Source organism: Streptomyces sp. NPDC058375, from assembly GCF_042723425.1.
Lineage (GTDB): Bacteria > Actinomycetota > Actinomycetes > Streptomycetales > Streptomycetaceae > Streptomyces > Streptomyces durocortorensis.
The window spans coordinates 1-24,439 of sequence record NZ_JBHXJG010000062.1; the positions used below are offsets into that span (position 1 = coordinate 1).

Below are 24,439 nucleotides of genomic sequence, written 5' to 3' on the forward strand. Positions count from 1 at the left end.
CGCCCTCGGTGTGCCACCCGCTGTGACGGCCACCCCGCCGTCGATCACGTCGGCCACCCCGCCGCCCGCATCGACAACCACCACACCGCCGGCTTCCGCCTCTCCGGGGCCGCGCCCCGACACGTACGGGGGACCGACCGGCGAGCCCGCCGTGGTGGAGCCCGCGCCCGGTGAGCGGGTGCCGGAGAGCCCGGAGGACACCGAGACCGGACAGCGCGACACCGACCCGTCCGCGATCAAGGTGGTATCGGGCGAACAGGCCCCCGTCTCCGGCGACATGGGCCAGGACACCACACCGACGGCCACCATCGATGACCCGGAAAAGGCCGCACCTGAGGACGAGCCGAAGGCCACCAGCGACGGCCCCGCGGCCACCCCGGACACCAACCCGACGGTGATCACCACCACTTCGGACAGCACATCGGACGTGAAGCCGCCTTCGGCCCCCGACGGCCCGAAGCCGCCCGCCGACATCAAGTCCTCGGGGGCCACGCCCCCTTCGGACACCGCGTCGGACACCAAGCCGCTGCCCGTCACCACGGCGACGACCCCCACGACGAGCATCGACGTACCGGTCACGTTCAAGCCGGCCGTCGACACCCGCCCCTGGGCCGAGACGGCCACCGACCTCCACCTGGAGTCGGGCCGCGGCGACGCAGGCACCACCCTCACACCCCCGGCCGCGCCGCCCCCGCCCGGGCAGATCACCGTACGCCCCGCGGACCCGGCACAGGACCAACCACCGCAGACACTGCGGGACTTCCTGCCCGAAGACCAGTGGTGGACCTTCTACATCGACCCCAAAAACCACGAGGCCGCGCTCGAAGCCTTCCCGGACGACCCCGGCTCCTACTACGACCACGACCGCTCACCGGGTTTCCAGCAGGGCATGGTGTCGGCGTACACGCAGTTCCTCGGCGACCCCGGCACCGTCTCGACGCCCATGGACTCGACCTCGTACCGGACCATGCACGGACTGGCCACCGGCCATCTCGGCCGGACGATCGGCTGGTCCGGCGGCGGCGCCACCCAGTTCCCGCTGCGGGGCGAGACGCTCGCCGACGACATCTTCGACGAGCGCATCGGCGACCAGCTGCTGGTTTACGACACGACCAGCCGCGACTGGTCGACGCCGCTGCCCAAGCCCCGACCGGTCACCATCCTGACCCGGTTCATGCACAACAACCCGTCGCTGGCGACCAATTACGGCAAGAACGCGGCCCCCGGCCTCGTCGACACGCTGTTCCAGCAGCACTACGCCCGCGTGTCCGACCCCGACGCCGACGACGCGGCCAAACTCGCCTCCATCGTCCGCACCATCCGCGCGCTGCACGTCGTCCACCCGTTCCAGGACGGCAACCTCCGGTCCAACGTGCAGATCCTGCTGCCGAAACTCCTGCTGGAGCAGGGCCTGCGCCCCGTCGTGCCGGACAACATGTACAGCCTTTTCCAGGGCGGTCGCTCCGTACCGCAGATGGTCGACTCCCTTATCCGTAACGGCGCTCTGGACACCGGAAGGCCGCGCCCGCAGCAGGGCGAGACCGCCGCCGACGTGAACCTGGAGTCGCGGCGGGACAGCGCCATGGACACGGGCGACGTCCCGGTCGCCACCAGCAGCTCCGACGGCGACAACAGTACGCCGCCGCCCCCCACGGCCGGGCCCTCCATCACCACGCTGGACCGGAAGACAGTGCCCTTCAGCGAGCTCCGGCGCTTCGTGCCGCAGGCGCAGTCTGCTCCCCAACCCGGCGTGGCCGTACAGACGTTGACCATCTCGCAGAGCCCGGCCGAGGACGGTACGGGGCAGAGTACGGGCCGTGAGGCGCTGCTCGGCCAGGACAGCTTCCGCGGGGTGCGCACCACCTCGGCCGAGCCCCCGCCGCTCGGGGCCTCCGAGGCGCCGCCCGCTCCCCGAACCGTCTTCACCGGCCCGCCGACCGCGCTCCCCGGCTCCGGCACCGAGCGGGGCGCCGACTACTTCGTGGGCCACGGCACGCCCCGTACTGTCACGCTCGGCACGGACAACGCCGCGTACCCGACCGTCAAGGTCAGCGGTGTGCAGCTCGGCGAGGTCCTCAAGTCCTGGGCGCAGGACGGGGACCAGGACCGGCCGCTGGTGCTGTTCTCCTGCGAGACCGGGCAGCAGCCGAAGATCGCGGGGCTGCCGGTGGCCCAGCACGTGGCCAACCGGACCGGGCGCCCCGTGTACGCGCCGACCACCGAGGCGGGCACCGCGAAGGACCGGGACGGCAACGTCCGCGCGGTCCTCGCCGAAGGCCCCGGCGGGCCGGGCCGGTGGCGGCTGTTCACCCCGGAGCCCGCCGGGACCGCTCTGGACGGTCTGGCGCGCGACGCCGGACTGCACGGGGGCCCGGACCCGGCCGACGCCTTCGCCCGCGCCCGTACCCTCCAGCAGATCCGCACCCTGCGCGAAGTCCTCGGACCGGACGCCGAACAGCAGCCCCGAAAGCGGGGGTTGCTGGCGGCCCTCGCCTACGTGGACGGCCTGCGCTGGCGTGACCCGGGCACCGCCGCGCGGTACGGCGACGGCCGGATGACCCCGGAACTGCTCGACCGGATGGTCACCGACTGGCACACCGCCAACAACGGCACCACCGTCGACCCGGCCGCCGGCCCCACCCCGGAGCAGTACACCGCGTTCCTTGAAGCCGCAGCCGGACTGCGGGCCGGCGCGACTCCCGAGACCACGCTCGACGCGCTGTTGCCGCCCCCGCCGCCCGAATTGCCCCCGGACACCCTGGTCTCGCAGCCCGACGTGCTCGGCCTCGCCTACGCACGCTCCGCGCAGATCACCTGGTCCCTGTCGAACGCCCCGCTGCCGTTGTCCGAACTGGGCCTCGGCCCCGCCGACACCGCCGAGCTGGCCCGCCGCCTGCACCACCCGGAGCTCACGGCCGCGACCGCCCCGACCGGCCCGCAGGACACGCCGGGGTCCGAAGGAAGCCCGCCTCCGCCGACGCTCCCGGTCAACTCCCGGGCCGTCAACGCCTACACGGCTCGGCACACGTACGGCATTCCGGAGAAGAACTTCGACAAGTTCCGCGACCTGGCGCGGGACCGGAACGTCGTGGTGGACGTGCGGCCGACGAATCCGTCGGCGCCGAAGTGGCTGGACGCGGGGGCGATGCCGAAGCCGCAGGACATCAAGGCGAAGACGGTCAACGAGGTCGACGTCCTGCTCGGCGCCGATGCGGACACGATCGGTCTGGTCGGCTTTTTCCAGCCGGTGCTGCCCGCCGAGGGCTCCGTTTCGCGCGGTGACTGGGACCGGGTGGTCTCACGGTTCAACCAGCGGTCCACCGAGTTCCGCGAACTGGCCGGAAAGATGGCCCAGTACGAGGCCGAAGGTCGCTTCGTCGTCCAGAACGGCGTCGTCTACGGTGTCGACGAGGCCGGTGACCGGCGCCCGATCACGGGTGACCACGATGTGTTCGACGTGTCGTCCCCCGACGGCTCACGGCTCTCGCATCCCGACCACGACGCGCTGATCGACGAGATGCGGGCCAAGGACATGGCCGTCGTGCACGGCGCGCACATGTTCTGGAATCCGCCGACCGCGTTCGACAAGTCGGTCTTCGACAAGATCGTCGGCTCCCATCAGGCCCCCTCCGGCGAACCGCTGCTCCGCTTCACCCCCAACAGCGACCAAGCCGTCCTCACTTGGACGCAAAAGCTCAAGCCCGGACAGGTCGACTCCTACACGGCCCGGCACATGTACGGCATTCCGGAGAAGAACTTCAACAAGTTCCGTGATGTGGCGCGGGACCGGAATGTGGTCGTGGATGTGCGGCCGACGAATCCGTCGGCGCCGAAGTGGCTGGACGCGGGGGCGATGCCGAAGCCGCAGGACATCAAGGCGAAGACGGTCAACGAGGTCGACGTCCTGCTGGGGGCCGATCCCGAAACCATCGGACTGGTCGGCTACTTCCGGCCGGTGCTGCCGGATCAGGGATCGGTTCCGGTGGACGCGTGGGACCGGGTGGTCTCGCGGTTCAACCAGCGGTCCACGGAGTTCCACGAACTGGCCGGGAAGATGGCCCAGTACGAGGCCGACGGCACGTTCACCGTGCACCAGGGGATCGTGTTCGGTTTCGACGACGCGGGCGGCCGCCGTCCGATCACCGGCGACCACGACCTGTTCGACGTGTCCTCGCCGGACGGTCCCCGGATCTCGCCCGTGGAACACGACGCGCTGATCGACGAGATGCGGGCCAAGGACATGGCCGTGGCGCACGGTGCGCACATGTTCTGGAATCCGCCGACGGCCTTCGACAAGTCGGTCTTCGACAAGATCGTCAGGTCCCACGAGGGTGCGTCCGGCGAACCGCTGCTCCGCTTCAGCCCCGGTAACGACCACGCCGTCCTCGTCCACCCCGAACCCCGCCCGGCCGCGGCCCCGCCCACCCGGCCGGAGAGCATCGCCGAGGACGTCCAGCTGTCCGGTAAGGACGCCGGGACGCCCGGCCTCGCGGACACCGTCCACGCGGACGGCCGGGCCTTCCGCAGGATGCCCGCCCGGCCCGACGGGGACTGCCTTTTCCGGTCTCTCCTCGACACCGCGCGCAGCCACGCCGTCCCGCCCCCGTGGGCTGCGCGGAACGTCGCCGGACTCCGCGGCCTGCTCCGCGACCGGCTCACCGGCTCCGAACTGCTCGCCCCGGACGTCGAGGCCACCCCCGACCCGGTGCTCGCCGTCGTCGACGACCTCCGGATGACCGCCCTGGCCGGGGTACGGGATCCGGAGGCGCGGGACCGGATCGGGCAGCGCTGGGACCGGATCGAGCAGGCGGTCGTCACCGACGGGGACGGACGCCGGTGGCGGCGCATCCTCCGGGACAGCGGCTACCCCCGCCTCGCCGACGTGGTGCCCACTCCCGCCGACGCGCGGCGGCTCGGCACCGACGGGCTGATCCTCGCGGCGGCCGAACTCACGGCCCTGTGGTCCTCGCCCTTCGCCGACGCGCTCCCGCTCGCGCTGGCGCACACCCTCGACGTCGAGCTGCGGCTCGTCCGCCCCGACGCGTCGGGGCCGGCGGGTACCTCCGTCACCCCGCTCCACCCGGGCGGCCGGGGCGGCACCCTGTACGTGGCCTACAACGGCGCCGACCACTACGACGCCCTGGTCCCGGCCACCGCTCTGCCCACCGCCACGTCCGCCCCGGCCCCCGCTCCCACGTCCGCCCCGGCCACCGAGACCCCGGCCGGCTCCGACGTCTTCGGGGAGTGGCTGCGGAGCATGGGCGGCGTCACCGACCTGGACGCCCCCACCGAGGAGAGCCCGGACCGGGGCGATCCCGTACCGCTGGAGACCCAGCTGGAGCGGCACCGCCCGGCACGGCTGCTGACCGGCGAGGACGCCCGGCCGCCGGGCCCCGCCCCGCGCACGGTCACCTTCGACGACGGCAGTCGCCTCCCCACCGTCCTGATCAGCCCGGACGCCGATCCGGACGACGGTCCCACCGGCCCGGGCGCGCGGACCGCCGCCGGGCCGCCGAGGACCGGGCTCCTCAACGGCCCGGGCGTCCTCACCCTGCGTTCGCCCGAGCAGGTCGCGAAGGAGGTCTTCGACCAGCTGCCCGAGAAGCTCCGCGCCCAGTTCGACGAGGCGGAGCTGCTGCGCCTGCTGAAGGACCAGCCCGGCGCGTTCACCGCCCCGCGCGGCGCGCGCTTCGTGGGCCGGGAGAAGTCCGGGGTCGGCCACGAGATGATCGTCGAGGCCGTCCCGTACCACCGTTGGGAGCGTTTCGGCGAGGTCGGCGGCGCGACCGTCCGGCTGGACACCATGCGGCGCGGTCAGGCCGGTACGGGCGGCGGGCGCAGTGTCGGCGTCGGCCGCCGGGTCGCCGCCGCGCTGGGCATGGGCCCGCCGCTCAACTGGATGCTCAAGATCGGCGTCTCGCTGGGCTGGACCCGTAAGACCGACTACACCCAGGGCACCCAGGCGTACCACCAGAGTGAGTACCGGGCCTGGGAGGGGTCGCACCTGCATCTGGATGATGTCCACTACCGGGTGCGTGTCGAGCGGGTCACCGAGGCCCCGAAGCCCCCCGCCCCGCCGCCGCTCGCCCCGACGACCCCTGGGCCGGGCACCCCGCCCGCCGCAACTCCCCGCTGGCAGCGCAGCCAGGTGCACTCCGCCGCCTTCGCCATGCGGGACGGGCTTAGCTGGCGGCTGCCCGACGACCTCACCGTGCCCTTCACGGGGCCGAAGCGTGCCCCGGAGACGCTCACCTTCCCGGACGGGGCCGAACCGCGGATCACCGACACGACCGCCCTCCACCTCACCGATCCGCCGGAGGACGTCGCACTCGCCATCTCCGGTGCGCGTCCCGGCAGTTCGGCCCACCGCACGCTGATCTCGTACGTACGGCCCGGGCGGCTCCTCGGCCTCTTCGGGAGGCTCTCCGGGCCCGTCAGCGGCCCCGAACTGACCCGGGGCAGCGCGCAGCACCCGCTGGGCCATCTGATCGTCGAGCGGTCGATCCCGCACCGGGCCACCCTGGTCACGGAGTCGGTCAAGGCGGAGGTCCGCGACCTCACCCAGACCACGTACCAGAACCAGCGCGCCCACCTCCGCGACACCCGCTTCGGCGTCCAGGTCACCGCCGGTCCCAACTACACCCTCATCGGTCCCGAGACCGATGTACGTCTTCAGGGCGGCCCCCTCGTCCGCGCCGATCTCAGCGCGGGCCGGGGCCACTACCTCGGCTCGGACGCCGCTCGGAAGGTGACCGGCCGCGTTCGCAACCACCCGATGGCGCTGTACCGGGTGGAGCGCACCCTGATGGTGCGCACGGCCGGACAGCCGGCCTCCGCCGCCCGGCCGGTCCGGGTGGTCAGCCTCGACTGGTACTCCACCCAGGACGCGCGCCGCCTCGCGGGCTGGGACAGCCGTACGCCCGGAGCGACCGGCCCGAACCCGGACGCCGAGCCGCCGGTGCCGTGGTACCTCACCCGCGAGGACCCGGTGCACCTGGGCGGCCAGGTCCGCGCCGAGGGCTTCGTGCCGGACCAGCGGCCCCCGGCCCCGGCGACCACGGCCCCAACGACGACGGCTCCCGCGCCGGGGGCGACCACGCCCGCCCCGGCTCCGGTCACGGCTGTGCCCGCCCCGGCCCCCACCCCTCCGGACCCCCTGAAGGCCTTCACCGACACGGTCCTGGACACGCTCCACCGCGCGTACCCGTCGCTCTTCGTCCCGCCGCTGATGCTGCGCCACCCCCACCTGGCCAAGCTCTGGTACGGGGACGGGCGCATGCGGACCGCCCTGCACAACGAGCGCCAGGTGCGTGAGGCGCTGAACCGTCCGAGCCTCGCGCAGAGCCTCGACGACCTGACCACCACCGGGGTGCCGGTCACCCTCACCGAGGACGGAAAGGTCCGCCGGGGCCACCACACGCTCATCCTGCGCGCCCGCCTCACCGACCGGCGGTTCGAGACCACCCTGAGCGAACGCTCACTGCGCAACGCCGTCATCGGCACCGAGATCTCCGGCCAGGGCCAGCAGGAGTCCACCACCCTCTCCGCCGGCGTCGAACTGGGCATCTCCCCGCGCGACCACGGCAAGGACCCCGGCACCGGGCTGCCCCGCCAGACGGGCAACGTCTCCCTGGGTGCCCGGTACGCGCAGACGCGCACCCGCGCCGGCAAGAACACCGTCGCGGTCGCCCACGACCAGCTGACCTTCCAGAACGGCGCCGATCTCTACAGCTACCAGGTGGAGTTGGGCGCCAGCTTCGAGGGGCACCGCCGCCCGCGCGGCTGGACCCGGCTTGTCTCGGTGGGGCTGCTGGGCGCGGGCGTCTTCGTCAGCAAGGTCGCCGAGCGGCCGCTGTTCGCCCAGGGCGCCGAGACCGTGGGCCGGGTGGAGCTGGCCGTCCCCGCCGCCCACGGCTCCGACCGCCACGCCCCCGCCGACCCTCCGGCCACCGGCCCCGCGCCGGCACCCGCGCCCACCCCCGTACCGCGTCCTCTCGCTTCCACCGAGGCGGACCAACTCCTCGACGGCACACGCCCCTTGCCCCGCACGTCCTCGTCCGACCGGCAGCTCGTGAACAAGCTGCTCAGCGCCCCGCACGTCGTCCTCAGCACCGAGGGCGGCGAGCAGCGCCAGCAACTCGTCCAGGACACCGCCGACCGCGCCACCGGCACCTCCTGGCACGTCAGCGCCCCCGGCACCCCGATCCGCACCGCCCTGCGCCGAGCCATGGCCAACCTCGGCGTCGCCGGACAGCTCGGCCAGTACCTGGGCCCGTTCGGCTCCCGCATCACCGGACTCACCGGCGCGGGCCCCTTCTCGACGCACTACCTCGCGGCGGCGGTGCGGGGCGAGTTGGAGAACGTACGCGTCAAGAGCGACCCGAAGCCCGGCAGCCTCGAAGCCACGATCGGCAACGAACACCGCGTCGCCGGCACCTCCGGCACGGGCTCCCGGACGACCCTGGGAATCCAGGGCGCCGTGATGCCGGTGCAGCGGGCCCCCGGCCAACAGGCACTGGTGGGGACGTACTCGACCGCGCTCCAGTACGCCTGGGGCAAGGGCCGCAGCGTCTCCCAGACCCTCACCCGGGGCCGCAACACCACCCTCAGCTACGCCGGCCGGATGTACCTGGTGGTCGCCGACGCCGCCGAGACCGTTGCCGTACGGGACCGCTGGACGGCCGCGATGGGGGCGGTCGGCACCCGCTCCGGGGGCCGGATCAGCTCCGCCGCCGGCCGGATCTCCGACCGGCTCGGGCGCGGCCTCTCCCCGCGCCGGGCCGCCGCCGCGCTCCAGCGCATCCGCGACGCGGTGATGTTCCACCTGCCGATGCAGGACGCGATCGAGGCCGGGCTCGCCCCGGACGGCCTCGGGACCACCACACCGGACAACCTGGGTGGCGGCTACCGGCTGCCCCCGTTCCTCCGCCGCCGCCACTTCCCCTCCCACCCCAGCGGCCGGCTCGACGCGAGCCGGGCGGCGCAGCAGCTGATGGGGCAGCTGGAGCGGATGGGCGTGCCATCGCACGACCGGGAGCAGGTGCTCCAGCGTCTCTCGCCGGACTTCCTCCGCTCCCATGTGCACGAGCTGACCACCGACGGGATGGCCCTGCCGGTCCACTACCGCACCTGGACGAGCCCGCACCACCTGCCGGTCGGCGGCAGCCCCGGGCAGCTGAAGCTGACCCTGACGCCGGTCACCACCACCGTGGAACGGCTGCGTACGGGCTACGAGTTGGAGGACTACCGCACCACCGCCCGCGACGACGTCGACGGCCGCTCCCAGGACCGCGGCGGCGACGTGACGCTCAGCGCGAGCGAACGCGCGCCGGGCGGCGGGGTCCTGGTCGCCAACCCGGCGCTCCAGGGAACGGCGGCCAAGCAGCGGTCGAGCAATGTGACCGAGGCGGTCGGCAGTACCGCGATGCCCAACATCGCCACCACCCAGGCACACGCTGAGATCGTCACCACGTACACCCTGACGGCCACCCTGGTCGACGCGTCCGGGAAGCCCCTCGGCCCCACCGCCACCGCCCCCGTCGGCTCCCTCAACGAGATCCTCCCGGCGAGCCTGCTCACCCCGACCGGCGACGGCGCCGACGGGGCGCTCACCGAACAGGACGTGCCGGAACCCTCGCGCGAGGTAAAGGTACTGACGGCTGATCAGGCACTGCCGGAGTCCATCGCCCGGTGGCGGACCACGGACGGCGGGACCGGCGAGAGCGACCCGGACATCCTGCCCTTCGACGATGTGATCGGCTCCGGCATCCTCGCCGTGGACATCCTCGGCTCGGCCAACGTGCAGGACGCCCTGACCCTCGCCACCGCCCGCGCCGACGGCTTCCCCGGCGACACGGACCTCGGAAAGCGGCACACGGGCACCGCACTCACCGACCGCGTACGGATGGCCCGCCACACCCCGCTCACCGGCCTCGGCACCGCCCCGGCCCAGGCCCAGCAGGAGGCCACCTCCCAGGTCGGTCTGACCGCGGGGTTCCGCGAGGCGCTCGGAGCCGACGGCTCACCGCTGCCCACCCAGTCCTCCGCCCGCCTCCTCGGCCAGTCCCACACCGCCGACTCGCGCCTCTACGCCAAGATGCACCGCGGTGGCGCCCGGCTGCTCGCCGTGGAGAACAAGCCGCGCATGGAGGCCATGCAGCGGCGCAAGACCGGCGACGCGCTGGACGCGGGCATCACCGACAACGTCGAGGGCGCGGTCAGTACGTCGCCGCTGGCGGGCAACAGCAACGCGGGCGTGACCAACCCCGGCGCCACGGTCCCCATCGGCGGTGCCAACGACTCCACCGCGCTCAGGAGCGCCAACGACACCACGCTCGGCACCCACGTCAAGGTCGTCACCGATCGCAGCATGCTCTTCGCGGTCCCCGTCAGCTGGCTTTCGGTGGCCGAGGTGGACCACCGCGTCACCGACAGCCGCCCGATGCAGGCCCTCGGCAAGCCCCGGCGCGGGCCCCGCGCCGTCGAGGCCGAGACCACCGCCCTGGTCTGGCTCCGCGAGGACATCGCCCGCGACTACGGCCTCCTGGACGACACCACCTTCCCCGACGAGGCCCGCACCGCCTGGGACGACCAGGCGAAGGCGGCGGCCGACCTCGCCACCGCCGAGAAGAACTACTACGACGCCCGCGCGAAGACCAGGGAGACCTGGCTCGACCTGAGCCCCGAGGAGCAGGCCGCGCTCGGGGACGACGACCGGCCCACGGTCCTGCCGAAGGCCGTCGCCCAGTCCCCGGCCGTCACCGCCTGGCAGACCGCCCGCGACGAGGTACGCCGCTGGCAGCAGCGCCTGGACACCGCAGCGAAGGACCACCACCGCCTCCACCTCGCCGCCGCCCGCCTCACCGCCCACCACCAAGGTTCGGGCTCGGTGCCGGTGAAGGACGCGCCGCAGGAGTACACCGCGCCCGACTGGCGCTCCGAGGCGCCGGAGCCGTACACGGTCACCGACGCCACCGACTCCGCGCCGCGCACCCTCACCTCGCCCGACGGGCGCACGGCCCACCAGGTGCACGAAGTGCCGCACGACGGGGCCTCGTTCTTCCACGCGCTGCTCGCGACGGCCCAGGACCGGGGCAGGCTGCCCTTCCTGCTCGACGCGGACCTCGCCGACCGGTTCACGGCCGACCCCGGCGACCCGGCGGTCACCAGAGAGGCCGTCGACGCCGCGCGCAACCGGCTCGCGTGGGCGCTGGGCGACGACCGCAACCAGGACCTCCTGGACGGCCTGGCCCTGGATGCGGCGGACACCTTCACCCAGGCCGAACTGGACTACGCGGAAATTGACCTGACGGACGCTCAGCAGGCGGAGTTCGACGCGTTCGGCCGGCTCCCGCAGACAGTCTGGCCGAGCCCGGAGCAGCGAGTGGCGCTGGCCATGGCGGCCTTGTCGCGCCCGTTCACGGCCGAGCCCACGGCGGTGGGCCCGAAGGCCGGAGACCCGTCCCCGCCCGAGCGCAGGGCAGGGGACCACGGCGGCGCGGACCTGCTGCCCGCACTCGCGGCCCGGGTCCTGGGCGCCCCGGTGACGGTCGTGACGCGGGAGGGGCGGCAGCAGACATTCCTGCCGCAGGGCGCCGACCCGGCGACGGCCGACGCGGCCTCCGGCCCGGTGCTCTTCGCTGCCGACGGCTTCTTCTCCGCCGCGCTGACACCCGGCACGACGCCGCCGATCACCACCGCGCTGCCGACCCCGCCGACCACCAGTACGCCTTCGGCCAGTACGGAGACCACCCCCAAGCCGCCCGCCCACCGCAGCCACGCCATCCCGCCCTGGCTGCCTCTGCCTCCCGCCGACGCGGACGGCCCGCGCTACCGGCTGGACCGCGACGGTCTCCTCACCGCACCCGACGGCGCCACCTACACCCAGGGCGCTCCGGCGGGCCGGGGCAACGGCTTCTTCGCCGCACTCTCCACGGCCTTGCGCCACGCCGCCGAGCAGCCCGGCCGCGACGCGCGGGCGGCGGCCCGACTCCGGACCCGCGCCGGGGCGTCGCCCGCCCAGCTGATGCGCCTGAACGGGCTCCCCGGCGAACGGGCGGAGCGCGACGCGCTGTTCTCGCCCCCGCCGCCCGCGAACCATAAGGGTGTCCCCGCGCTGAGCCAGGACGCCCTCGACGGCCGACTGCGCCGCCACCTGGCCAACGCCCCATGGGGCCCGGAGGCCGACCGTGCGGTGGCCGAGTGGGCGGCGAAGGCGACCGGCGCCACGGTCACCCTGATCGAGGAGAACGGCACCGCCCACACCTACGCGGGCCCCTCCGCCGACGTGCCGGTCCTCCGACTCCGCCGCCGGGGAGGGGACTTCGTACCGCTGCTTCTCCGGACTCCGGCCCCACCCCCGGCACCGAAGCCGAAGACGTCCACGCACGGCGACGTTCCAGGGCTGCCCGGGGAGGAGGAGGCGTACGAACTCAGCACGCTGTCCGGCGCGGAGCCCCAGCCGCAGCCCCACAACACCACCCGCATCGGCACCGACAGCGAGTCCGACAGCGAAACCGACTCGGCATCCGATGCCGACTCCGACTCCGACAGTGAGGAGGACACCCCGATCTGGGCCGACCCCGAGTGGCTGACGGCCATCTTCGGCCCGCAGTGGAACAGGGCCCCGCGCGCCCGGCTCCAGGAGACCTCAGAGGCTCTCTACGCGCTCGTCGAGGCGGCGGCGGGCGGCCGTCCGACCCGTGCCGGGCTGGCCGACCTCGTCCGGCACGTCCTGCATGTGCCGCACCGGGCCCGGGTGAGCAACCAGGACGTCCTGGACCTGGGAGCGCTGGCGCTGGAGGCGTCGTCGGACGACCTGGCGACCGCCGATGACCTCGCCGTGTACTTCGTCGACCGGCAGATCGAGACCCGGCGGGACACCCTCGCCGATGAGACCCTCCTCCGCACGGCGGAACGGACTCCGGCGGGGCGGGACTTCACGGGGGCGGGTCGGGGTCTGCCCGCTCCGGACTCCTACCTCGCCGAGCGTTCCGGCGGAGTGGCCGGGCAGGGCGCGCCATGGCGGAACCCGTACCTCTTCGTGGCCGAGGCGGCGGAGGGCGGCGGCGTCGAGATCGTCACGCCGTGGCGTACCTTCGTGGTCCGCGACGCCGAGGAGATGGCCCGGATCATCTCGTACGACTCCCGGCGTCCGGGCGGTGCGGACATCGTGCTCGCCCTGCCCCCGGCGTTCGCCGCGCAGGTCGCCAACCTGGTCGCCGGTACGACGGCCCGCCCGGTCTGGTACCCGTTGGGCCCGGCCGAAGTGGCCACCCACCCCACCACCGGGGCCGCCCACCTCGTGGTGCACCGGGAAGCCGGGGAGACCGGGCCGGACTGGACCACGCCCCCGCCGCCGCAGGAGCCCGGCCTGCCCGGCGCCCGCGACCTCAGCAGCGACGGCGACAGCGACAGCGACGACGGCCGTGACAGCGACAGAGACAGTGACGGCGGCTCCACCAGCGACGGCGACGCGGAGTTCGACCGGCTGGCCGACCAGTTGCAATGGGAACGCCGTACCGACGCCTTGCGCGCCCGACCCCTGGTCACCCGCGACTACGAGGTCGTCGACGAGAGCGGCACCGGAGTGCTGTTCAACGACCTCGGCCCCCGGACGGTCGGCGAAGTCCCTACGCAGGAGGAAGGGGAAGGGCCCGCGCTGGTCCTGCCCCACCAGGCTCCCGGCGCCGTCCCCGCCGCCGACCGGCCGCCGCTGCACATCTCCGAGGACCGGACGGTCGCGCTGCTCTCGGCCGGGAACGACACCACCGGACGGGGCAGGCAGGTGTACGCCACCCGGGCGGCGATCGAGCGCTCCTCGGCCCGCCTGGCCGCCGCCGGAGCCGGAGTGCGGCTGGAGACCGACCCGTCGGTGCGCGTGGTCCTGACCCGGGAGGACGGCACGCCCGGCGAACCGCTGTTCCGGGTGGAGCCCCGGTTCCTCACCGCCTCCGGGTCATCCGAGCACGCCTTCACCCGGGACTTCGCCCGCATGGTCGCCGGAACGGATGCCGCGCCGCTCTCCCACCTCGCCTTCCGCACCCCGGACGGTACGGTCGCCACGGTCCCGGTCAACGGACTGCACGGCCGGGAGGTCACCGGCACCCACCACCTGGCCCAGGCGCTGACGGAGGTCGCCGACGGCACCCGTACCGCCACCGACGTCACCCCGGACTGGGCTGCCCGGCAGGCGGGCCGCGACCCGCGCTTCACCGGCGGAGTGGTGGGCGCGCCCACCCCGGGCGAGGCGTACGGCCAGGCCCTCCGCCACACCCAGGACAACACGCTGCGCGGGCCGTTGACCCGGGCCGCCGCCCGGACCGGGGTCAACGAGTACGCCTGGGCGGAGGTCGGCGAGGGCTATCTGATCCAGTCGGTCAGCACCACCAACGACAGCGGCGCCCAGCTCTTCAACCACAACCACGCCAAGCCCGGCGACCCGGTCGGCCCGCACGCCCCGTACCACTTCGCGCAGGTGGTGCTGGCGAGCGAGGACGGCAGCCACCAGATCACCCTGGAGAACGAGACCCACTCCCGTACGCCGATCCCGGTGGACCAGCTCGACGCCGTCGTCGACGAGAACCTCGACCGCTACGACGAGGACGAACTGAACGCACTGGCACAGGAGTCGGAAGCCCGCGCCGAGAGCATGCGGCGCGACGGCGCGGTCCCGGCGGAGATCGCCCGGCTGGAAGGATTCGCCCGTGCGGCCCGGGCCCTGGCCGCCGTCCACGAGGCCGAGCACGTCCGGTGGTACTTCGCCGAGGACCGCCCCGAACACGCCCTGGCCCAGCGCGAGGTGGACCAGGCCCGCGCCCGCGCCCGGGACGCCGTACGGGCTGCGGCACCGGTCCTGGACGACAAGGACCAGTGGTTCTTCCGGGCCTACAGCAAGCGTCCCGGCGAGTCCACTCACGCGGTCAACGCGGCGCTGCTGTCCGACCTTTCACCGGCCGTCTCCAATCCGATCACCACGGTCGCCCTGCACGGCCACGCCCTCCGCCCGGACCAGCGGACCGTACGGTTCGCCGAACAGCAGCACACCCTGTCGCCGGACGCGGACGCGAACCTGGACGCCCTGGCACTGTCGCTGGCCCGCACCGGCCTGTGGAACCACGCCAACGGGCTGCCCCTGCCCACGGTCACCCTCACCGGACACGGCAACCGCTCCCGGGCCAGCGGTGAGAAGCGCGCGGCGGCGGTCGGCAAGGCGCTCGGGGACCGGCTGGGCCGACTGCTCAGGACGTTCCAGGAAGGCGCTCCCGGCCCGCACGTCCGGCTCGCCGACTTCACGCTCACCCTGGACGCCCAGCGGGTCCGTCGCGCCACCGACCCGGACCGGGGACGGGTGGTGACCGTGGACATCGACGACCACCGGCACGCCTCGTCCCCCGTCCCCGGCCGCCCTGCTCCCGGCCGCACCGCACCCGCCGGGGAGCCGCCCCGCACCGAACCGCCCGCGCTGCCCCGCCCGACCGCCGAGCCGGCCCCCGGGACCTCACAGCCCGCCGGTACGGACCCGGCCACCGCAACTCCGCCCACGCGCCCCGACACGGCCGAGTCCACCCGCACGTCCACCACTCCCTCCCACCGGGATCCGTCCCGCCCCGGCCGCCGGTCCGCGACGCCCAGCCCCGACCGGGGCGCACCGGTGCCAGCCTGGGTCCAGGCCCGTATCCGGTACGCCGAGGAGTCCGTCGCCTTCGAGCGGAGACTGGCCGAACACCTCGCCGAGAACGAGGCGGTGACGGAGGAGTTCCGCAAGATGGCGCGCGCCGCGTGGGACCGGGCTCGGCAGCAGTACCCGCGCGCCCTCGCCACCTTCGGCAGCGAGAACCCGAGCATGCCCGGGTCCGTCGGCACCCACCGGCCCGTCCTCCAACAGGTGCTGCGGACCGGCAATCTCAGGGAACTGGTGACCTTCCTGTTCCAGGGCATCTCCAGCGACCTGGTGCCCGAGATGCTGGGAGGCAGGGAGGACCCGAACCCGGAGATCGAGAACGAGCGTCCCAGCCGCCGCCAGGCAGAAGCCCGCGCCGAACTGGAGCGGATGGCCGCACAGTTGAACCTGGACGACACCCTCTCCGTAACGGAGAAGCAGGCGGCGCTCGCCCGTGCCACCCGCCTGCACACGGTCCAGACGGACCCCGACGACGTACGCCCACCCCTGAGCCGGGCCGAGCGCCCCTTCGCGGTGAACGAGCTCGGCCTCACCTGGATGCCCGCGTCCTCCGTGTACGACCTCGCGATGGCATCCGGTCTCCAGGGGGCGTCCGAGGACACGGGGGGCCTGGTCCTGACCGGCACCGCGGGTTCGACCTACCGCTTCCTGGTGCACGCCGCCCGGATGCGGGACCAGTGGGGTATCGATCTGGACCTCGGGCTGATCCGGGCCGGGATGATCGCCATGTCGCTGTCGGCGGGCCACCACTCGTTCCACGAGGTCATGCGCGGCGCCCAGTTGGCGCTCGACGGCATGCCCGGCCACGACCCGGCGCTGGACTACCGGGACAACTGGGGCCGGTACTGGAACGTCCACCCGCTCACCGAGCAGGAGCTGCGCGACCACGTCGCCCGGGACGGCCTCTTCCCCGACGAGCACGCCCGGGCCGTGGTGGAAACCCCTGCCTCGGCGCGCACTCCCTTGCTTCCCTGGCAACCGCGTTGAAGCGGCGAGTCATTGTCCTGCAGGCCGTCGAGCACGCCCAGAGCGACCCCGGTAATCCGTTCGAGGCTTTTGCCCGCGCACTGAAGCGCGACCAGCAGCGCCTGGACGGACTGGAGTCGAGCATCGCTGGTGTCCTGCTACGTCTGTCGGCTCTGGAGCTGGCTCGCCCGAGCGGCCTGCGGCCCGTTTTCACACCTGGTGAAGTTGATCGCCTGATGCGCGCGACACACCGGATTCACCAGCTGGGCGACGGCGTCATGAGCGACAGCCGCACCACGGACGTGGCGAACGAGGTCGCTCGCAGCCGGGACGGCTCGTTGGTCGTGTTCCCCGCGCTGTCGGCATAGCGGCCTCGCACTGTTCAGCACCGTGACCGATCGCGGGGCTGATTGACCCTTGACTCGTCCGGAGGACTGTCATCGAGGGCCGCATGGTGGCTTCTCCGTCGAACTGGACGGCTCGCCGGGTGGGGCGGCAGAGGTGATGTGAGGCGTACCGTGATCGCCTGCCACATGGAGTGTCCATGTGTCCGGTCGGCCCGCGCGAAGGGTTCCGGAGGCGAGCGAGGGGACCGTGATGAGCGAACTGACGAAGCCGGTGGTCGAGGTTCCGGAGGGGGCGCCGCCCACCGAGCTGACGATCCGGGACCTCGTGGTCGGGGACGGGCCCGAGGCGCTTCCGGGCCGGGTCGTCCGGGTTCACTACGTCGGGGTGACGTTCGCGTCCGGGCGGGAGTTCGACTCGTCCTGGGAGGAGGACCGGCCGTTCAAGTTCGCCGTGGGCGGCGGCCGGGCGATCAAGGGCTGGGACCGGGGGGTCAGGGGAATGAGGGTCGGCGGTCGGCGCGAGATCATCGTTCCCCCGCGCCTCGGTTACGGGAAGCAGTCACCCTCCGCGCTGATCCCGGCGGGCTCGACGCTGATCTTCGTCGTGGACCTGCTCACGGTGGTGGGCGGCCCGCCAGAGCGTGGCGCGGCTTGACGGACTCCGCCCACGGCCGCCACCGTCCGATGGCGACCGTGTTGCAGCGGAGCGGGAGCTCAGCTCTCCTCGGACGTGCGGAACGGGATCTCCAGAGAATGCTCCTCCAGGCTGCGGAGGATCACCCGCCCGTCCCGTACCTGGTTGATCAGAAACAGCTCCCGTGTCCGGCAGTCCGGGCAGAGACTGGCCACGGCCAGCGGCCAGAGATCGACCGGACGGCCCGAGGGATCGCTGTCGACATACACCCGGTCCGGGCGCAGCGGGTAGGTGGTCGACCGCTCGAACGGTTCCCAGCTCGGATGGCTTCCCCTGAGCCTCAGGCCCACGGTGCGGTAGGAGGACTCGTCGAGATACTCGCAGCGCTCCACCCAGTACCACTGGATTCCGGACAGCCAGTTCACCGAGCTGATGGCCGAGACCACGCGGGGTTCGAGTTTCTCGATGTCCACGTCGATCTCGTGGCTCATGCGGACGCCGTGGGAGTGATGGGAGTGGTTGCGGAAGTCCTTGATCTCCTCCAGGAGCTTCCGTGTGGTGTCGCGGTCCCGGATCGCCTCGAGTTCCGCAAGGGCGGGCGTGCCTTCGACGTCTTCCAGAAAGCGTTCGATGAGCCAGAGCCAGGTGCCGAAGGCAGCTCCGTTGCGGAACTGCTGGCGAAGGGATTTGGTGAACCCCCCGTGGTGGGCGATGAGTTCGCTGAGCGCGAGGATGCCCAGCGTGCGTGCGGTGCCTTCGCCGAGCTTGAGCAGCCCGTCCTTGCGCTCGGCGGAATGGGTGCTGACGCGGTAGCGGCGGGCGAGGGCGGCCATGTGGAAGGGGTAGCTCGACTCCGCCCGCCAGATGGGGTCGTCGAAGGGGCGCACCAACTGACCCGCCAGCCGTGCCTCGTGGGAGGCGAACCGTATCGCTGTCCGGATGTCGTCGCTGAGGGTCTCGCTGCCGGAGAAGACGTTCGGCAGGATGCCCTCGGTGGTGGCCCGTAGACGCCAGCAGGTAGTCGAATCGTTCCCCTGCGAACTTGTCCTCGCCCAGAACGTTTCCCCATGCCATCCGCACCGGGTCGTGGCCGCTCATCAGCATGCTGGAGTAGGCGATCGCCCAGCTCTCGGGGTTGATGTCCTGGCCCGACAGGTGGACCCGGGCGTCGGGATTGACGTCGGTGATGTGATCCGAGATCGCACTGAGCAGGCCACCGGTGCCACAGGCGGGATCGAGGACGGTCCTGACGGTCCCGGGAGCTGCGAGTTGCCCCAGATCGGGCTCCAGTACGAGGGCAGCCATGAGCCGACTGACGTCGCCCGGCGTGGTGTGCTCGCTGCTGGTCTCGCTGCTCTGCTCGGCGAATCGCCGTACCAGATCATCGAAGATGAGGCTTGTCTCGGAGGTCGAGAGGGTCGGCCCCAGATCCAGTTGCTGGAACCGGGAGACGATGTGATGGAGCAGATCGGTGGAGTCCAGGCGCTTGACCGTCGTCGCGAAATCGAAGCGCTCGAAGACTTCCTGGATGTTCCGGGAGAAGCCGTACACATAGTCGAGCAGGAGGGGCCCGGACATCCGCGGTTCTTCGGCGACGCGCGCGAGCGTCAAGGGGCGGGTGTTGTAGAAGGGGTGGCCGGAAGCCTGCCGCAAGAGCGCGTCCGATTCCTCGCCACGGTCGAGCGCCAGCTTCTCCGCGGCCTCCAGCACGTCGGGCCGGGTGGGGGCGAGCAGACATTCGAGGCGCCGCAGGACGGTGAACGGCAACAGGACCCTTCCGTAGTCGGATCGCTTGAAGTCGCCGCGCAGCAGGTCCCGGACGGACCAGATGATTCGGGATAGTTGGGTCACCGAATCACTCATGCTCTCCCCCTCCCGGATGCGCGGATCTTCCGCGATCAGCATCGAGAAGCTTATGTGGGGGAGAAGGGCGGCGTGCGGGGGATCGGGGGCGGCTGAGGCTTTCGCCGCGCCCTGGGGGGCGCTCAGACCCCCGGCTGAGCGGCCGCCACCGCGCCGGACATCGCCGGGGCCGCGTGGAACAGCGCGTGGACGGCGGAAGTGACCTGGGCGGCGACGATCTCGGGGGTGGAGGAGTCGAGCTTGCCGTCGAGGTGCAGGAACGCGAGGCCGTGGACGAGGGCCCACACCGTGGTCGACAGGGCGGCCGCGTCCACATCGGGGAAGGTCGCGGCGACGATGGTGCGGACGTACTCCGAGATGGCGGCGGTCGCGGCGACGCGCTCCTCGCTGGTGGGGTCGCAGGGCTCCGCGAACATCGCCCGGAACAGGGCCGGGTGCTCCAGTGCGAACCGTACGTACGCGACGGCGACCGCGGCGAGTTCATCGGGGGTCGAGGGTGCGGGGTGTGCCTGCGCCAGGTGGGTGGCGAGCTCGCGGTACCCCTCGGCGGCCACCGCGGAGACCAGGGCCTCGCGGTCGGCGTAATGGCGGTAGGGGGCCGTCGCCGAGACCCCGGCCCGCCGGGCCACCGCGCGCAGCGAGAGTCCGGCGCTGCCGTCCTCCTCCAGGAGTTCACGCGCGGCACGCAGGCAGGCGGCGCGCAGATCGCCGTGGTGGTACGTGCTGCTCTGGGACATGGGCCGTGCTCCTTATGTTTGCCATGTCCACATCTCCTCCCTGATGTGAACGATGTATACATCTTAGGTGATCGGAAAGGAAGAAGAAACCGGGGCCGCCTGCGAGCGGTTCCGGCACCGCTTCTCCGGGGGCGCCGGCACCGCTCGACGGGATCGGCTGCCCCGGGGTGGCGCGGGGCGGTCGCTGTTCAGCGCATACCGATGGTCTTCATGACCTTGAGTGCGCTGGTGAGGAGGTCGGCCCAGGTTTCGGGGGAGATGCGGGACGGCGGGTAGAAGCCTTGGAGGCGCTGGTGGGCGACGGTCTGGGGTTCGGTGTACTTGAGGATGCCATCGGCGCCGTGGCGTCGGCCGAGGCCGGAGTCGCCCATGCCGCCCATGGGTGCGTCGATGCTTCCCCAGGCGGCGGCGAAGGCCTCGTTGACGTTGACGGTTCCGGCGTGCACGAGGGCGGCGACGGCCCGGCCGCGGGCGCCGTTGCGGGACCAGACGCTGGCGTTGAGGCCGTAGGCCGTGGCGTTGGCCAGGGTGACGGCTTCGTCGGTGTCCCGGTAGGTGTAGATGGAGACGACCGGGCCGAAGGTCTCGTGGTCGTACAGGGTCATGTCGGGGGTGACGTCGGTGAGGACGGTCGGCTCGTGGAAGAGCGGGCCGAGGTCGGGGCGCGCCGTGCCGCCGGCGAGGACGGTGGCGCCCTTGGCGACGGCGTCGCCGACGTGCTCGGTGACGGTCTTCAGCTGGGAGGGCGTGGTGAGGCTGCCGACATCGATGCTGTAGTCATAGGCGGCACCGATCTTGAGCTTCCTGGTCCGGGCGACGAACGCGGAGACGAACTTGTCTCGGATGGATTCGGCGACGTACAGGCGCTCGACCGAGACGCACAGTTGGCCGGCGGAGGGGAAGCAGGCGTTGACGGCGCCTTCGGCGGCCTTGTCGATGTCGGCGTCGTCGAGGACGATCATGGGGTTCTTGCCGCCGAGTTCGAGGGAGGCGCCGATGAGGCGCTTGCCGGCGTCGCTCGCGATCTGGCGGCCGGTGGCGGTGGAGCCGGTGAACATCATGTAGTCGGCGTTGTCCATCAGCGGGGTGCCGATGGAGCTGCCGCGGCCGATGACCATCTGCCATACGTCGCGGGGGAGTCCGGCCTCGTGCATGAGGTCCATGGACCATAGGGCGGTGAGCGCGGTCTGGGTGTCGGGCTTCTGGACGACGGCGTTGCCGGCCATCAGGGCTGCGATGGTGTCGCTCGCGGCCATGCTGAGGGGGTAGTTCCAGGGCGAGATGACGGTGACGACGCCCTTGGGGTGGCGCAGCTCGGTCGTGTGCGTCAGCAGCGGGATCGCACCGCGGCGCCGCCTGGGGCTGAGGTACTTGGCGGCGTTGCGGGCGTAGTAGCGCGAGACGATCCCGATGTCGACGACTTCAAGGTAGGCGTCGCGGCGGGTCTTGCCGTTCTCCGCCTGCATCAGGTCCAAGGCTTCGTCCCGGCGGGCGAGGACGAGGTCGTGGTAGCGCAGCAGGATCCGCTTGCGCTCGGCGATCGGCGTGGCGGCCCAGGACTTCTGCGCGACCCGGGCGCGGGCGAAGGCCGCCTCGACCTCTTCCGGCGTCGAGACCGGCAAGTCGGCCAGGGGGAGGCCGGTGTAGGGAGCGCTGGTGGTGACCCGTGCGGCGTTCGGCGCGGCCGAGACGAGCGCGGATAGCCGCCTGAGCAGAGTCGGGGTGATGGACGCCGGCAGGGCCGGGCCGCGGTTGGTGGTGGGGCGGGTTGCGTGTTCGGTGGGCATGGCGGGGCTCCTTGCCTGCTCGTCGCTCAACTGTTCCGGCGCTGGACCGAAGTGGGCACCGGCATGTGGAGGGCGGCCTGGCCTTCGGTCATGACGTCGAACTGGATGGTCCGCTTCGGCTTGAGCGAGCGCAGGTCGTCGGACATGCGGCCCTCGCCGAGCTGGAGGGCGATGCCACTGGTGCTGCGCGTGGTGCCGGCGTTCAGCACGTTGGTCTGGTTCAGCGTGGAGTGCCAAGCGCCGTTGATCTTCGTGTACGAGGTGAGCGAGCCGACGCGCTCCCCGCTCACGTACGCCCTCTGGGCCGGGGTGGCCGCCGAGAACGCCAGATCGACTCCGCCGGCGTCGTTGGCCACGCGGGCCGTCGTCCGGCTGTCGTCGATGTCGACGTCGAGGCCGGTGACCCACTTGGGGAAGCCGTAGCCGTCATGGCCGCGGACCTGCGCGATGTCCGAATTCACGGGCAGGGACAGCACGTAGGCGTCGAGGTGTTCGTTCTTCAGGCCGGTGACGAGGTCGAAGAAGCCGAGCTTCCCGTGCCGGGCGGGCTTCACAGCGATGCCGACCGTGGCTTCGGTGTAGAAGTCGATGTCGCACACGTCGTACCGGAAGAACATCACCGACACCAGTCCGAGGCCCGGCACGATCTCCAGCGGCGAAAGCTCCTCGGGAAGGCGGGCGCGGATGGCCCGGGACGGTGCGAGCATCGTGAGCCGGGCCGTGGACATCGTGTAGTAGAAGTTCGGGGTGAGCGTCGGACCGATCGGGGAGTCGACCTTGATCTTGGGCAGTCGGCGGAAGAAGTCCACGCCGCTGACGCGCGGATCGCGGGCGATCGCGTCGAGGTCGGGGTTCATCCGGTACCGGTCGTACAGACCGCCCTTGGGGACCGCGACCTCACGGCCGCCCAGGTCGACCTTGACAGTGTTCTTGTCCTTCTGATGCGAAGGCATGGCTGGTTTCCTCTCATGTTAGCGATGTATGCATGCCGGTCAGGGGGAATGTTTGCTGCGTCAACATGTGGGTGTGGTGATGCCCGGGGAGTGTTGACAGGGTTGACAGGAGGGGGTGGGGGAGCGGGGGGCGCCGCTCAGGCCGCGCTCCGGGGCTCGGCCAGCCAGGCGCGGTAGCGGCGCAGGGCGTTGCGCTGCTTGCGCTGTTCGGCGACCAGGGCGAGTACCGGGTGGGTGCCGGGCCTGGGGCTGCTGCCGCGGGCGATTCGGCGCATCTGGTGGCGGACCTGCGCCATGCTCGCGGCGGAGGCGAGGGCCTTGTCGGACCACTTCACCGGGCGCATCCGGCGGTCAGCCTCGCGGCCGCCGCGCCAGCGGTCGGGCAGGTCGGGCGTGACGGCGAGCGCGGTGCCCATGCCGACGACCGCCACACCGCTGTCGAGCACCTTCTGTGCGGTCCCGCGCCTGGTGATGCCGCCGGTGAGCATCAACGGGATAGGGCTGGTGGTGACCAGGTCCTTGGCCAGATCCAGGAAGTACGCCTCACGGGCCTGGGTGCGGGTGTCGGTGGACCGGCCGGTCATGGCCGGGCTTTCGTAGCTGCCGCCGGAGAGTTCGACCAGGTCGACGCCGAGGGGTTCGAGCATCTCGATGACCTGGCGGGCGTCCTCGGCGTCGAATCCACCGCGCTGGAAGTCGGCGGAGTTCAGCTTGACCGCGACCGCGAAGGACGGCGAGACGGCGGCCCCTACGGCGCGGACGATGTCGAGCAGCATGCGGGCGCGGTTCTCCAGGGGTCCGCCCCAGCGGTCGGTGCGCTTGTTGACCAGGGGGGAGAGGAACTGTGACAGCAGGTAGCCGTGCGCGGCGTGGATCTCGACGCCGTCGAAGCCGGCCTTCTCGGCGCGGTGGGCGGTCACCGCGTACCGGGTCACGGTGTCGTCGATCTGCTGCGCGGTCATGGCGGTGGGGCGGCCGAACCGGCTGCTGTGCTTACCCAGGCTGACGCCGATGTCGGACGGGCCCCAGACGACTCCGGGCATGTCGGAGGCGACCTGGCGGCCGGGGTGGTTGATCTGCATCCATATCGCGCCGCCGCCGGACTTGCCCGCCTCCGCCCAATCGGCGAACGGCCGCAGCGGCGCGTGCTCGTCGAGTACGACGCCGGCCGGGCCGGTCAGCGCTTCGGCGTGGACCATGACGTTGCCGGTGATCAGCAGTCCCGTACCGCCGGCCGCCCACTGCCGGTACAGCGTGGACAGCTGCTCGTCGGGCAACTGGCCGTCGCCGGCCATGTTCTCCTCCATCGCCGCCTTCGCGATCCGGTTCTTCAGCACCTGCCCGGAGCGCAGATGCAGCGGTGAGAACAGCTCGCCGGTCATATCAATTCTCTCTTTCCTCTTGATCGCCTACGATGTGTACACCACTCACATTAGCCCATGAATGTAATCAGCGTAAACATCGGGTGGT

Annotated in this window: 7 protein-coding genes and 2 pseudogenes; 3 read left to right on the forward strand and 6 right to left on the reverse strand. The window is 72.1% G+C overall.

Translation table 11 applies throughout. The features are described 5' to 3' along the window. Nucleotides 1-3,517: 3,517 nt before the first annotated feature. The 3 genes and pseudogenes from ACFWM7_RS13365 to ACFWM7_RS13375 all read left to right on the forward strand — a co-directional run bounded on the left by ACFWM7_RS13365 (nt 3,518) and on the right by ACFWM7_RS13375 (nt 17,650). Entirely contained in the window at nt 3,518-16,669 is a 13,152-nt protein-coding gene (locus tag ACFWM7_RS13365) for a hypothetical protein (protein ID WP_383259513.1), read from the forward strand. Further along, nucleotides 16,645-17,016, forward strand: a pseudogene (locus ACFWM7_RS13370) (hypothetical protein); the annotation flags it as partial. The gene ACFWM7_RS13365 and the pseudogene ACFWM7_RS13370, both read left to right, overlap by 25 nt. A 229-nt stretch (nt 17,017-17,245) precedes the next feature. Further along, nucleotides 17,246-17,650, forward strand: a complete 405-nt coding sequence (locus ACFWM7_RS13375) for an FKBP-type peptidyl-prolyl cis-trans isomerase (protein ID WP_383259479.1) — start codon at nt 17,246-17,248, stop codon at nt 17,648-17,650. A gap of 59 nt (nt 17,651-17,709) precedes the next feature. Here ACFWM7_RS13375 and ACFWM7_RS13380 read toward each other — a convergent pair whose 3' ends face one another. The 6 genes and pseudogenes from ACFWM7_RS13380 to ACFWM7_RS13405 all read right to left on the reverse strand — a co-directional run bounded on the left by ACFWM7_RS13380 (nt 17,710) and on the right by ACFWM7_RS13405 (nt 24,351). Continuing rightward, nucleotides 17,710-18,462 (reverse strand): hypothetical protein, encoded by a 753-nt coding sequence (locus ACFWM7_RS13380; protein WP_383259482.1) that lies wholly within the window; start codon nt 18,460-18,462, stop codon nt 17,710-17,712. Nucleotides 18,463-18,697: 235 nt separating this feature from the next. Further along, nucleotides 18,698-19,534 (reverse strand): annotated as a pseudogene (locus tag ACFWM7_RS13385) (type I restriction-modification system subunit M N-terminal domain-containing protein); the annotation flags it as partial. Nucleotides 19,535-19,614: 80 nt separating this feature from the next. Continuing rightward, on the reverse strand, nt 19,615-20,229 hold the full coding sequence (locus ACFWM7_RS13390; protein WP_383259484.1) for a TetR/AcrR family transcriptional regulator: 615 nt from the start codon (nt 20,227-20,229) through the stop codon (nt 19,615-19,617). 188 nt (nt 20,230-20,417) lie between these two features. Then, entirely contained in the window at nt 20,418-22,016 is a 1,599-nt protein-coding gene (locus ACFWM7_RS13395) for a succinic semialdehyde dehydrogenase (RefSeq protein ID WP_383259487.1), read from the reverse strand. 26 nt (nt 22,017-22,042) lie between these two features. After that, nucleotides 22,043-22,969, reverse strand: a complete 927-nt coding sequence (locus ACFWM7_RS13400; RefSeq protein WP_383259489.1) for an acetoacetate decarboxylase family protein — start codon at nt 22,967-22,969, stop codon at nt 22,043-22,045. A 137-nt stretch (nt 22,970-23,106) separates the two neighbouring features. Further along, nucleotides 23,107-24,351, reverse strand: coding sequence for an NADH:flavin oxidoreductase/NADH oxidase family protein (locus ACFWM7_RS13405; protein WP_383259491.1), 1,245 nt, complete (start codon nt 24,349-24,351; stop codon nt 23,107-23,109). Between the last annotated feature and the right edge of the window lie 88 nt (nt 24,352-24,439).

What these genes read in the sequence shown, in the direction of transcription:
- ACFWM7_RS13365 (WP_383259513.1), top strand. Translation starts at nt 3,518, where the DNA reads ATGCGGGCCAAGGACATGGCCGTCGTGCACGGCGCGCACATGTTCTGG.
- ACFWM7_RS13375 (WP_383259479.1), top strand. Translation starts at nt 17,246, where the DNA reads ATGAGCGAACTGACGAAGCCGGTGGTCGAGGTTCCGGAGGGGGCGCCG.
- ACFWM7_RS13380 (WP_383259482.1), bottom strand. Translation starts at nt 18,462, where the DNA reads ATGGCCGCCCTCGCCCGCCGCTACCGCGTCAGCACCCATTCCGCCGAG.
- ACFWM7_RS13390 (WP_383259484.1), bottom strand. Translation starts at nt 20,229, where the DNA reads ATGTCCCAGAGCAGCACGTACCACCACGGCGATCTGCGCGCCGCCTGC.
- ACFWM7_RS13405 (WP_383259491.1), bottom strand. Translation starts at nt 24,351, where the DNA reads ATGACCGGCGAGCTGTTCTCACCGCTGCATCTGCGCTCCGGGCAGGTG.
- ACFWM7_RS13395 (WP_383259487.1), bottom strand. Translation starts at nt 22,016, where the DNA reads ATGCCCACCGAACACGCAACCCGCCCCACCACCAACCGCGGCCCGGCC.
- ACFWM7_RS13400 (WP_383259489.1), bottom strand. Translation starts at nt 22,969, where the DNA reads ATGCCTTCGCATCAGAAGGACAAGAACACTGTCAAGGTCGACCTGGGC.